12 protein-coding genes, 1 rRNA gene and 1 pseudogene are annotated in these 12519 nt (G+C 34.8%); 5 read left to right on the top strand and 9 right to left on the bottom strand.

Features of this window, described 5'->3' with window-relative positions:
• Positions 1-29: 29 nt before the first annotated feature.
• The 4 genes and pseudogenes from ACYQ3P_RS03555 to ACYQ3P_RS03570 form a co-directional block, all read right to left on the bottom strand.
• A complete protein-coding gene (locus tag ACYQ3P_RS03555) occupies positions 30-1061 on the bottom strand; it encodes a chorismate-binding protein (RefSeq protein WP_460176575.1) in 1032 nt (343 codons plus the stop codon).
• A gap of 4 nt (positions 1062-1065) precedes the next feature.
• Positions 1066-1806 carry an aminotransferase class IV gene (locus ACYQ3P_RS03560; RefSeq protein WP_460176576.1) on the bottom strand — a complete coding sequence of 247 codons (741 nt, stop codon included), beginning with the start codon at positions 1804-1806 and terminating at the stop codon, positions 1066-1068.
• Between the two features lie 3 nt (positions 1807-1809).
• Positions 1810-2066 (bottom strand): annotated as a pseudogene (locus tag ACYQ3P_RS03565) (ParE family toxin-like protein).
• Positions 2066-2266, bottom strand: a complete 201-nt coding sequence (locus ACYQ3P_RS03570; RefSeq protein WP_460176577.1) for a hypothetical protein — start codon at positions 2264-2266, stop codon at positions 2066-2068. The pseudogene ACYQ3P_RS03565 and the gene ACYQ3P_RS03570 overlap by 1 nt, the downstream one beginning before the upstream one ends.
• A 103-nt stretch (positions 2267-2369) precedes the next feature.
• Between ACYQ3P_RS03570 and ACYQ3P_RS03575 the strand changes: the two genes are divergently transcribed.
• The 5 genes from ACYQ3P_RS03575 to xerD all read left to right on the top strand — a co-directional run bounded on the left by ACYQ3P_RS03575 (position 2370) and on the right by xerD (position 6317).
• The gene (locus ACYQ3P_RS03575; RefSeq protein ID WP_460176578.1) at positions 2370-2951 is read left to right on the top strand and encodes an IS607 family transposase; all 582 of its coding nucleotides are present in this window, start codon (positions 2370-2372) and stop codon (positions 2949-2951) included.
• A complete protein-coding gene (locus ACYQ3P_RS03580; RefSeq protein ID WP_460176579.1) occupies positions 2929-3597 on the top strand; it encodes a hypothetical protein in 669 nt (222 codons plus the stop codon). Before ACYQ3P_RS03575 ends, ACYQ3P_RS03580 begins: the two co-directional genes overlap by 23 nt.
• Positions 3598-3609: 12 nt before the next feature.
• Positions 3610-4209, top strand: a complete 600-nt coding sequence (locus tag ACYQ3P_RS03585; protein WP_460176580.1) for an RNA-guided endonuclease TnpB family protein — start codon at positions 3610-3612, stop codon at positions 4207-4209.
• A gap of 454 nt (positions 4210-4663) precedes the next feature.
• Positions 4664-5467: a ribonuclease H-like domain-containing protein gene (locus ACYQ3P_RS03590; protein ID WP_460176581.1), complete on the top strand. Its 804-nt coding sequence runs from the start codon at positions 4664-4666 to the stop codon at positions 5465-5467.
• The gene (xerD, locus tag ACYQ3P_RS03595; protein ID WP_460176582.1) at positions 5436-6317 is read left to right on the top strand and encodes a site-specific tyrosine recombinase XerD; all 882 of its coding nucleotides are present in this window, start codon (positions 5436-5438) and stop codon (positions 6315-6317) included. The genes ACYQ3P_RS03590 and xerD overlap by 32 nt, the downstream gene beginning before the upstream one ends.
• A gap of 62 nt (positions 6318-6379) precedes the next feature.
• Here xerD and rrf read toward each other — a convergent pair.
• From rrf to ACYQ3P_RS03620, 5 genes are all read right to left on the bottom strand, one after another.
• Positions 6380-6496, bottom strand: a 5S ribosomal RNA gene (gene rrf, locus ACYQ3P_RS03600).
• Between the two features lie 45 nt (positions 6497-6541).
• On the bottom strand, positions 6542-8659 hold the full coding sequence (locus tag ACYQ3P_RS03605; protein WP_460176583.1) for a DNA translocase FtsK: 2118 nt from the start codon (positions 8657-8659) through the stop codon (positions 6542-6544).
• Complete coding sequence (locus ACYQ3P_RS03610; RefSeq protein ID WP_460176584.1) at positions 8659-9432, bottom strand: undecaprenyl-diphosphate phosphatase; 774 nt, start codon at positions 9430-9432, stop codon at positions 8659-8661. The genes ACYQ3P_RS03605 and ACYQ3P_RS03610 overlap by 1 nt, the downstream gene beginning before the upstream one ends.
• A 416-nt stretch (positions 9433-9848) precedes the next feature.
• On the bottom strand, positions 9849-10001 hold the full coding sequence (locus ACYQ3P_RS03615) for a DUF2283 domain-containing protein (RefSeq protein ID WP_460176585.1): 153 nt from the start codon (positions 9999-10001) through the stop codon (positions 9849-9851).
• A gap of 141 nt (positions 10002-10142) precedes the next feature.
• Positions 10143-12515: a heavy metal translocating P-type ATPase gene (locus ACYQ3P_RS03620; RefSeq protein WP_460176586.1), complete on the bottom strand. Its 2373-nt coding sequence runs from the start codon at positions 12513-12515 to the stop codon at positions 10143-10145.
• Between the last annotated feature and the right edge of the window lie 4 nt (positions 12516-12519).

Genomic DNA, 12519 nt, shown 5'->3' on the forward strand with positions numbered 1-12519 from the left:
AAATTTTAGTTCTGCTATAGAACTAAAAATTAAAAATTCGTTCTACTGTAGAACGCTTTCATCTTAAGATATAGTTCATCAAGTTCTCTTTCAGGTACAGAGTCCCATACAATTCCACATCCTGCATAGTATGAAAGTTTTGAGCAATAGCCTACTGCTGTTCGTATAAGCACAGACAGTGTAAAATCTGTCTCATTTTTTATCAATCCTGCACATCCGCAGTAGTAACTTCTTGGATGTGACTCAAGAGTATCAATCATTTGGACAGCCTTTCTCTTTGGAGCACCTGTTACAGAGGCAGGAGGAAAAGTTGCTTTAAGTATTTCAATCAAGCTTTTCTCTGTATGTGCCTGAACTGTAGAATGCATCTGATAAAGAGTTTTATATTTTGTTATTTTAAAAAGCTCCGGAACTGTAACACTGCCAATTTTAGCTATTCTTCCTATGTCATTTCGCATCATATCTGTAATCATGAGGTTTTCAGCCTTGTCTTTCAAACTATTTTCAAGGAACTTTCTTGTATTAGCTGTTCCCTTTATTGGCTTGCTTGTAATAATACTGCCAACTCTCTCAAGAAAAAGCTCCATTGAGCCTGAGATTAAGAAAAAATCATCAAGCCTTAAATAAAATGCATAGGGCACTGGCTGAGATCTGTAAAAATTAAAAAATAAAGAAAGACTGTCTCCCAAAAACTCAAAGTCAAATCTGTTTGTTAAATTAATCTGATAAACAGTGCCTTCTTCTATAAGCATTTTTATCTTCAATATGCCTTCAATAAAATCAGAATCATTCATAGAGCTACTTAAAGGCTTCAGGGTGTATGAGTTTTTTATTTGCCTAATTTTCCTAAGATTCCGAATTTTCAAGAGTATCACAGCAGGCAATTTGGATTTTTTTATATTTAAATTTAAACTTTCTCCTGACAGATCATAGGAAAAAACTGCAAAACTTAGTGGCTCAATATTTTCTATCTCATCCAAAGAGCTATAAAATCTAAAATACTCAATATCTGCCTCGTAAAATCCTTCCTTCCCAAGCCAATTCCCACAAAGAACAAGCATTTACCTATAAGTTCTCCTCATCAATTGCAGAATTAAGAATTTTAAGAAAATCTTCATCTATTTTAAATTCCTTATCCATAAAACGGGAAACTGCAGTTGCACCCATTAAACTATTTGTTATAAAAATAGCAGATGCCTCATAAATGTCTTTTAACTTTAGCCTCTGCTCCTTTACTCCCATTTTTTCAATCAAAATCTGCATTGTTGTGCCTAATAAAAGACCGCATTCCTTTGCAGGAGTAAGAAGCTTGTCTTGTTTCACTATCAAAATATTAGATGCAGAACACTCAGTAATCTCATCATTTTCATTAAGAATTACTGCATCATCAAAACCATTACTTAAAGCTTCCCTTTTTACAAGAATATTTGGTAAATAATTCATAGTTTTGTGATAAATCACAGGACTTTTACTGTGCCTTTTTATAGATGAAAGGCAAAGCTTTTTCGGAGCAAAATTTGGAGCAAGCTCCTTTTCAAGCACAATAACATCATAGTCTTGTGGATTTGAATAGTAAAGCAAGTCTCCCTTTGACAGCAAACAAAACTTAACATAAAGATTCTTTCTATCTCCTACTTTTTCCTCAATTGCAGAGCAAAAATCTTCAAAATCAGGACAAGGAAGTCCCAAAAATTCTGCAGAAGCCTTAAGTCTGACATAGTGCCTTTTTAGCCTCTTTGTCCTTCCTCTCCATAGTATTGTCTCAAAAATTCCTTCACCAAATAAAAGGGTTCTTACAATTTCCATCTTTTATTTGTTTTCTTTAATCATTTTCTCATATTCGTCATGAGTGCCAATCCACACCCAAATATATATTATCATCAATAGCAAGAGCTCTGTAATGAATTCCAATTCTCACTGACCAAAATTTGCCAACTTTTTTTAAAATGAAGAGATGGATGGTTTGGATTAGTTTTAAGCAGTTCAAAGTTTTGTTTTGCTATAATTTGAATTGATTCCAGTAAGTTTTCAAAATATTTCCAGAAACAAGTAGTAGCTCTGTGCATTAAATTTCTTTTAAGCTACCTCTTTCTTTTTCATATAAGGCTTCTTCAATTAGGAAATTAAGTCTACCTGACTTAGAATCTGACTCAATTTTGTTATCCCACTTTTTCCAATCTCTTTCAAAAAACCATTTTCTAAGGCGAATATACTCCTTTTCAGATAAAGATTCAATTGCGGATTTTATTTCTTTTACTTTAGACATGTTTTATCACCTTCCTATCAAGTGCTTATTTCTTCAAATTCAAGTATTATAAAACTTTAATTATATTGTTGGCAATTATAGCCAAAAATGTTAAAATATTGTTATGAAGTTATCAGAATACGCAAAGAAATTAGGGATAAGTTATAGGACTGCATGGCGTTGGTTTAAGCAAGGCAAGCTTAATGCTTATCAGACACATACAGGAACTATTATTGTAAAAGAAGAATTACCTGATACAGAGAAAAGAGTAGCAATTTATTGTAGAGTTTCTTCGTCTGAAAACAAAAGCAATTTAGAGACTCAAAAGAAAAGGTTATTAGATTATTGTGCTGCGAAAGGATATAAAGTGGCAAAAGTAATAACAGAAATTGGTTCTGGTGTAAGTGACACAAGGAAACAGTGGATTGAATTGTTAAAAGATAAATCCATTCAGTTAATAGTAGTAGAACATAAAGATAGATTTACAAGGTTTGGTTTTAATGCTTTTAAAGAATTGCTTAATGTTTATGGCAGAGATATAGAAGTAGTTAATGAAACAGAGAATGGTAAGGAAGATTTATTAGAGGATTTAGTATCCATTATTACTTCTTTTTGTGCAAGACTTTATGGACAGAGAAGGTGTAAAAGAAAAACTGAAAAAATTATACAGGAATTGACAAAAGATGACAAAAACATATCCTCTTAATCATTATGCTAATAAAAATAAAATAGAAAAAGTTATATATACTTTAAAAGCATACATACAAACTGCACAGGATTTAGCAAACTACCAATGGTTTTTATTTTTTACGACAATGCAGTTTAACAAAAATGCAAATACAAAACATATTCAATCATCGCTTTCTGAAAGATATAAACAGACATGTCAGTATCAAGTAGTAAGTGTTCTTAAATCTTATATAAGTAACAGACAAAATGATTTTGTTGAGGTTGTAGTAAACAGCAGTTTATCTAATGATATAAAAAGAAAACTTTTGTTAATTAATGCTTATAAGTTTTGGTTTGCAAAAGGAGAGTTTTCTCTGGTAAAGACAAGAATAACAGTTACAGAAAGTGAATTAAAGCTTGCAAGAAAGATATTTAAACATATAATGAAGAAACATAGGAAACCTTCCTTTAGCCATATCAATATGCAACTTGACAGCAAAGTAGCATTGATAAAAGAAAAAGAACCTGATAAAGCAAAAGAATTTGACTATTGGATAAGACTGTCAACTATACAAAAGGGTAATCCTATTTATATTCCACTTAAAAGTAACAGCTATTGGGAAAGTATAAAGGGAAAAAGAAAAAACTTTTGTCAGATTAACTTAGACAGACATGGAAATTAAAAAATTTCATTTATGAAAGAAATTGAAAAAGAGGAATACATACCTGAGACACCTGTTATAGCAATAGATTTAGGACTATCAACTCTGTTTGTGACAGACAGAGGGGATTTATTTGGAAGGCAGTTTATAGACAAATTGAAATATTATGATAGAAGAATAACGACTTTAGCTTCAAACAGGCAAAGGCAAGGATTGAAGACAAGGAGTAAAAGATATGACAGAAGAGTTAGAGAATTTAAAGAATTTTTAAAAAATGAGATAAACAGATGCTTAAATAGGATAATATCAATATATAAGCCTGCAAAGATAGTGGTTGAAAAACTGAATTTTCAGAAATCTATGCTTTCAAGAAGAATGAATAGATTACTTGGTTGGTTTGGGGAATCTCTAATAACGCAAAAACTAAAAGACTTAGAAGAAAGATACGGCATAGAAATAGAATATGTAAATTCTGCATATAGTTCTCAGACATGTTCAGTGTGTGGATATGTAGATAAGAAAAACAGAACAACACAGAGTGAATTTAAATGCAGGATGTGCAATACCAGACTTCATGCTGATGTAAACGCATTCAAGAAACCTGCTTCAGAGAAGTTCTCTGAAGGAATTTAGCGTTTACAAAAGCAAGAAGTCTGTCCTTCATGTTTTGATAAATAAGTTTTTATCAAGCATGGAGCGAGTAAACTGCCTCAATAGTAAGGCAGAAGACTTACTGTTGCATAATCCCTATTTCAGGGGCTATGTAGCACAGTCTGAAGGGTTTTTGTAGGCAATGTAATATTTGTCTATAAAAATTCATACTATATCATAAAATATGCATAATCTTTCAAATTCAGCCTTATTCGAAAAAATAGAGATAGACACTCGTCACTGCGAGCCCCCTGTTGCGAGCGATAGCGTGACAATCTGGGGCGAAGCAGTCTCTAATAAGGCTTTATTGAAAGGAAAAAAGACGAGATTGCTTCGCTTCGCTCGCAATGACGATGAGAGGGACACCCTCGTAGTGACGAGTTTCTATCTTTATTTTTTTCTTTTCCTTGTCTTGCAAATTGCGATATAATAAGGTATGATTAAAAACACATTTTTAATTCTTGAAGGCATAGGAGAGAAAAGGGAGAAAAGACTCTGGAGAGAAGGAATCCTCTCATGGGAAGATTTTTTTTGCTGTAGTGAAGTATTAGATATTGACAGAGAAAGAAAACGATTTTATGACGAATTTTTATACAAAGCAACTGATGCCTTAAATCAAATAGACTGCAATTTTTTCTCAAAAAACCTAAAAAAAATGGAACACTGGCGACTTTTCTCAGAATTTATAAATGACGCTGTATGTATTGATATTGAAACCAACGGATTTACATTAGAAAAAGGTGGATATGTAACAATTGTAGGCTTGTATTCGGTCAAGGGATATCAAGCTTTAATAAGAAATGAAAACCTGACATCAGAGAATCTACAGGAGGCTTTAAATAACTATAAGTATGTAATCACATTCTATGGAAGCGTCTTTGATATACCTTTTCTAAAAAAACAGTTTCCAAAACTACAAATTGACCATCTACCGCATTTTGACCTCTACTTTGCCGGTAAAAGATTAGGAATTCAAGGCGGGCTAAAAAAACTTGAAAATCTTTTTTTGATTGAAAGAAACGAAGAGCTAAAAGGATTAAATGGATACGATGCGGTTAAGCTTTGGAAAGCTTACATTAAGGGAAATTCTGAGAGTATTGAGAGATTAATTTCCTACAACAAGGCTGATACAGAAAATTTACTTAAGCTTGCCAAAATTTTTTATGAAATGCTTCGCTCCCACATTGGCATAGAAGAATTAATGAATAATGGAAGAAAAAGTTCTCAAAAAGTTTCTTGATTACAGCATCACAGAAAAAGGTCTTTCAATAAACACAGTAAAATCTTATGAAAACGATATAAAGGCATTTCTCAAATATCTTGAAAACCAGCAAGTTTCTGCATTTAACTGCAAAAAGGACGATATTGTTCAATATCTTTTAATACTTAAGGAAAAAGGATACAGTAGTGCATCAGTTGCGAGAATCCTTTCGTCAATTAAACAGTTTTTTAGATATTTAATTTTTGAGGGTAATATTAGCCATGACCCAACAGAGGGGCTAAAATCTCCAAAGATCTGGCTCAGACTTCCTAAGGCTCTAAATGTGGAGGATGTAAAAAAGTTACTTGCAGTTTTTCTGGAAAGTAAATATTTCCTCAGGGATATCGCTATGCTTGAACTCATGTATGCTTCTGGTTTGAGAGTAAGCGAACTTGTAAAGTTACGATTAGGTGACGTAAATTTTGAGGCTGGATTTATCAAGGTAAAAGGCAAAGGAGACAAAGAAAGAGTTATTCCTGTCGCACAGAGAACCATTGAAAGAATAAAAAAATACATGCTGGAGCTCAGACCAAAGCTCTTAAAGAAAAAAGCCTCCGATTACCTGTTTTTAAACAACAGAGGCGAGCCTATGACAAGACAAAGATTCTGGCAGAACTTGAAAGCTATGGGAAAGCTTGCTAATGTTGAAGTCACACCTCACATGATAAGACACTCCTTTGCAACTCATCTACTTGAAGGAGGTGCAGATTTGAGGTCTTTACAAAAAATGCTTGGACACAGTGATATATCAACAACGCAAATCTACACGAAGGTTTCAATGGATAGGCTAAAGAAAGAATATTTAAAGCGTCATCCAAGGGCTAAATAAAAAAGTAAGATTTAAGATTTTAGGATTTTTGGAATTGAGGATTTGGTTATTGATAAAAAATTGCCTGGCGGCGACCTACTTTCCCATGACCTCGCGGTCATAGTATCATCGGCCCTGGCGGGCTTAACTTCCGTGTTCGGAATGGGAACGGGTGTTTCCCCGCCGGTATCGCCACCAGACAATTTTTATATTATCACAAAGTCTTAAAAAAATGCAAGTTTTTTTTAAAAATTTTTGCCTAAAAATTTTCTTGGCTTACCCGCTCCTTGAGGAGGACCAACAAGTCCATCCTCTTCAAGCAAATCCATTATCCTTGCTGCACGGTTATAGCCTATCTTAAACTTTCTCTGAATCAAGGAAATTGATATTTCTCCAACCTGTGAGGCGTAATCAATAATCTGTTCATAAAGTTCATCCCTTTCAAGATTATCTGACTTTCCATTTTCCTTCTTTTCAACAGGCAACTGAATTGATTCAAACACCGAGTAATCAGGGCTCCCTTGATTACGAAGATAATCTGTAACAGCTTTTACCTCTTCCTCACTTACATAAGCTCCGTGAACACGCATCATTTTAACGCCAGAAACCATAAAAAGCATATCTCCCATCCCAAGAAGCTTTTCCGCACCCTGTGTGTCTAATATCGTCCTTGAGTCAATTCTTGAACTCACCTGAAAAGCTATCCTCGCTGGAAAATTTGCCTTTATTATGCCTGTTATAACATCAACGCTTGGTCTTTGAGTGGCTATTACCAAATGTATTCCAGATGCCCTTGCCATTTGGGCAATTCTTGTAACAGCTTGCTCAACATCTGTTGGTGCTGTAAACATTAAATCAGCAAATTCGTCAATTATAACTACAACATAAGGCATTTTCTCTTCATCACTCACCGATTGATTATAGCTTTGAATATTTCTGAAACCCCTTGATGCAAGATGCTTGTACCTTCTTTCCATCTCAACGATTACCTTCTTTAAAGCATCTGATGCCTCTTTTGGATCAGTTATAACAGGAGACATAAGATGAGGAATATTTTCATACGATGAAAGCTCAAGCATCTTTGGATCAATTAAAATCAGCCTTACATTATCTGGAGTTGCCTTGTAAAGAAGGCTCAATATCATGGTATTTAAACAAACGCTTTTTCCTGAACCTGTTGCACCTGCAACAAGAAGATGTGGCATTTTCGCAAGGTCTGTCACAACAGGATTCCCGTAAATATCTTTTCCTAATGCAAGTGTAAGATGTGAAATGCTTTTCTGATACACATCTGAAGCAATGATTTCTCCAAGCCATACAACTTCTCTTTTTCTGTTTGGAACTTCTATACCAATGGTTGACTTTCCAGGAATTGGATAAATTCTGATACTTTGAGCCTTGAGAGTAAGGGCAAGGTCATCACTTAAAGTTACAATTTTGCTTAGCTTTATTCCGCTGGCAGGCTCAAACTCATACATTGTGACTACTGGACCGGGATGAACCTCTTTAACTGTTCCATGAATTCCAAACTCTGCCAGTCTTTCCTCAATCCTTCTTGCAGAAGTTATAATCTCATCCTTAGATATAGAAGCTTCAGATTTTTCAATTTTAAGCAATTTTAGAGGTGGAAGCAAGAAACCATCTTTCTCTACTCTCTCAGATTCTGCAGGCTCTTGAATAATCTCTTTTACAGGCTTGTCTTTTAACTGCCTTATATTTGGCTCTTTTGCGAGTTCTTCAGTTTTGGAAACCTTTAAAATTCGTATATCATCCTCTTGGGAAGGCTCGGGTTTAATTTCTGGCTTTTCCTTCTTCAGGACCTCAGTTTTTGATAATAATACTGAGGCTATTGCAATAGCTCCCCATAGCAAATATGTGCCTACTGTTGATATATATTTTTCGCTTAAATGATAAGCAATCCACGAAAGACCCTCTGGCAGTTTTTTGTAAGTCTCTAATATTTTTCTCAAAGGCTCCAGCATAACTGCGAGGGAAAATGAGAGGGTAATCCAGAAGATAAGATTAAACAATCTCTGTGAATACCCAAGAAAAATTCTTATTCCCAAATAAACAAGCAAAAGTGGTATCAAAAAAGCAGCCACTCCAAAGATGCTGAACAACAAATCAGAAATATATGAGCCAATAATTCCACCATAGTTTGACGGCGATGAGTTTGAGTAGGTAAAAAAAGAAGGGTCTAAAAGATTGTAGCTTCCGAGACTAACAGCAAGATAAACAGCAGAGGCAATAATTAAAATAGACTTAAATATGTCTCTGCCTGATAAACTTGCCCTTTCAATATTCTTTTCAGTATTTTTTACCTTTAGCTTTGAAGGCTTCTTATAAATTGTCTTTTTCTTCATCAGCCTCTAAAGAAATATAACAAAAAAATCACTCCTGCTAAAACCCATCTGTAGTAAATGAAAATGTTAAGGGGATATTTTTTCAGAAAGTTAAGCAGAAATTTAATTGCAATTATACCTGTTATCGCAGCTGAGACAAAGCCTACAAAAAAAAGTGAATAATCGTGATGAAGCCCGATTTTCATTGATTTGTAAAAATCAAGAAATGCAGCACCTGCAATTGCAGGAGTTGAAAGCAAAAAAGAAAATTTTGCAGCATAGGCTCTGTCAAGCCCTTTAAAAAGTCCTGCTGTAATTGTTATTCCTGAACGAGAAACCCCAGGAATTAAAGCTATTGCCTGAGCTGTTCCTATGACTATTGCATCTGAAAGCCCAACTTTAGTCCTTTGTCTTTTTCCAACCTTTTCTGCCACAAGCATTAAAATTCCTACAAAAACAAGGGTAAAAACAATAATCATTGGATTCCTAAGCTCTGTCTCTATAACATCATGAAAGGCAACTCCAGCCAAACCAGCAGGAATAGTGCCAATTATTAAATATGCAAGCATTTTTCTGTCTTTCAGAAGAATATCTATCCAGTCTTTCCAAAAGCAGTAAAGAAGGGAAAAAAGTGTTCCAACATGAACAGCAATGTCAAAACTTAATGAGTTCACTGTGCCTGACCATCCAAAAATCCAGGGAGTAATAACAAGGTGAGCGGTGCTACTTATTGGTAAAAACTCTGTAATTCCCTGAATAATTCCAAGAACAACCGCCCTAAAAATTTCCTCCATTTCCTCCTCCATAAAATTTAAGTTAATAGATTCTCAAATGTCGTTGCAAAAGCTTTTTTCGTCATTGCGAGGGACTTTAGTCCCGAGGTAATCTCGCCTTTTCATCCTCCACTTTGTCATCGCAAACCTCCGAAGGAGGCGAAGCCTTCTCTGGGATTGCTTCGGCATCCTAAAGGATGCCTCGCAATGACGGATAGGAGAGCATCCTGTCGCAAACCGAAGGCTTGGCGGTCCCTCGCAATCTCATAAAAAATCAAGATTACTTCGTCGTTCCTTTCAATGACGGACTAATAAATTTTCTGTAAAAAAAGCTCAAATTATACTCCAATTTTTGGACAGAAAATTTAAATTATTTGTTGCTTGATAAAGCTTCAGAAACAAGCTCATAGGAAAAAAGAGATTTAATAGGAAATTTTTTAGATGGCATCCGATATTTCAATCCCAACAATCTCACCTTCTTCTGTAACATCAATATTTAGTCCCTCAGTAATTTCTATTACACCAGTTGGATTTTTATCTGACAGTTTTATATAGGCAGCATCAACTTCAGCATCATAATAAATTTTCATTTTATTCTTCCTTTCTTAACAGGATAAGCTGTTATAACAATTATATCATTTTCCTCAATTACGAATACAATTTTTAATGGATAGCCATGTTATAAAGTTTTATCCTTCTTTTTGCGTGTCTTGAAAATTTATTTGTCATATTCACATTTTTCTTTTTCTTAGCCGTAATGAATTGCTTACAACTGATACTGAGCTTAAAGACATAGCAAAGGCTGCTATCATGGGATTAAGAAGCGGACCTCCAAAAAGATAAAGAACTCCTGCAGCTATTGGAATACCAATGATATTATAAATGAATGCCCAGAATAAATTTTCCTTAATTGTCCTTAGAGTTAGTCTGCTTAGCTTTATCAATTTTGGCACTCCCTTTAATCCTTCTCTTATAAGGGTAACATCTGCTGTGTAAATTGCTATGTCTGTTCCACTTCCCATAGCAATTCCAACATTTGCCTCAGCCAATGCTGGTGCGTCATTTATTCCATCTCCTATCATTGCAACGATTTTCCTCTCAACAACTCTGAAATTCCTGACAATTTTTGCCTTTTCACTTGGTAACAATCCCGCAAAGATTTTTTCAATTCCCAATCTCTTAGCTACTGCCATTGCATTTTTTTCATTATCACCTGTTAGTATTGCTATTTCAATGCCTAACTTCTGAATCTCCTTAATAGTCTCAAAACTTTCCTCTCTGATTAAGTCAGATATATAAAAAACAGCCTTTATCTCTCCATCAACAGCAACATAGACAAAAGTGGCAGGCTCTGAATATGAAATGTCTGGTAATTCAATATTCTTTCTTAACATTAATTTTTCGCTTCCAATTAAAACCTTTCTTTCAATTCCTTTTAAATCCATAACATTTGCCATAACTCCACCACCAGCAATGACTTCAAAACTTAATGACTCTGATGCATTTACACCCTCTCGCATACAATACCTTAAAATTCCCTTTGCAAGCGGGTGTTCGGAGTATTTTTCAGCTGAGGCACAAAGATGTAATATATCTTTTTTATCAGAGACAAAGAAATCAACATGTATTACTTCAGGTTTTCCTTGAGTGAGTGTGCCAGTTTTATCTGAAAAGAGAATCTCAATTTTTCCAATCTCTTCAAGTTTTTCTACATTCCTTATAAGAATTCCTTCCTTTGCAGCCCTTCCTGTTGCAACCATTATAGCTGTCGGAGTTGCAAGTCCAAGTGCGCATGGGCAGGCAATTATAAGAACTGAAATTGCATTGCTTAATGCCAGTGAGATATCATTCTTTAATGCAAACCAGCCTATAAATGTTAAAATCGCTACTGCAAGCACTGCAGGGACAAAAATTGCAGAAATCTTATCAGCAAGCCTTTGAACAGGAGGTTTTCCAGTCTGAGCTTCCTGAATCAGCCTTATAATCTGACTAAGCATAGAGTCTTTACCAACAGCGGTTGCTTGAATTTTTAATACTCCTGAAAGGGCAATAGTGCCTCCAATTACTTTATCTCCTACTGATTTATCAACAGGAATAGGTTCTCCTGTTATCATTGACTCATCTACACTTGCATAACCTTCAATTATCAATCCATCAACAGGAATTTTTTCAGACTGCCTTACAATAACAATGTCTCCGAGCATTACCTCATCAATACTAATTTCCTGCTCTTTGCCATCCCTTATAACAGTTGCCTTTTTAGGTTGCATCTGAAGAAGTTTTTGTATTGCATCTGAAGTCTTTGCTTTAGCCATCTCTTCAAGAGTTCTTCCAAACAATATTAGCGTTATTATGACTGCTGATGTTTCAAAGTAGAAATGTTGATGAGCTGATGTGAAAAAGAGCAAATAAAGGCTATAAAAGTATGCTGCATTTGTTCCAAGACTGACCAAACTGTTCATATTTGCTGAGCCATGTTTAAGGGCAATAAAGGCAAGTCTGTGAAATCTCATTCCAAAAATAAACTGTACAGGAGTTGTCAATAAAAACTGTATCAGTCCCTCTTTAAAAAATGGAACATGAAACATGCTACCCATAAAAACAGGAATTGTGAAAATTAGGCTAAGAATCAGGTCTCTTTTAAGTTTTGTGAATTCCCTTCTTTTTTCCTCTTGAGCTGTAGTTACATCCTTGTATTTTTTAGCCTTTATGCCTAAGGATTTTAAATGGGACAAAATCTTTTCTTCGCCTGTAATTGTCGGAATATATTCAACTGTAACAGTCTTGCCTACGATGTCCTCTTTTATTTCAATGACACCTTCAATTTTTGATAATTTTTCTTTGAGCATTCTTGCCATATCAGAGTCAAGTTCATCAATTTGAAGATAAAGGGATGTTTTGCCAATATCATATCCAGTTGCTCTCACAATGCTTATAAGTCTCTTGATATCCAGTTCATCAGTAGCTTCAACAGTGGCTTTTTCAGTAAGAAGATTTACTGATGCAGAGACTACTCCATCAACCTTGCTTAATGCTCTCTGAACAGCCTGAGCGCAGGCTGCACATGTCATGCCCTTGATTGGAATTTCTACTTTTTTCTGCATAGAT

The organism is Thermodesulfovibrio hydrogeniphilus (assembly GCF_054657355.1).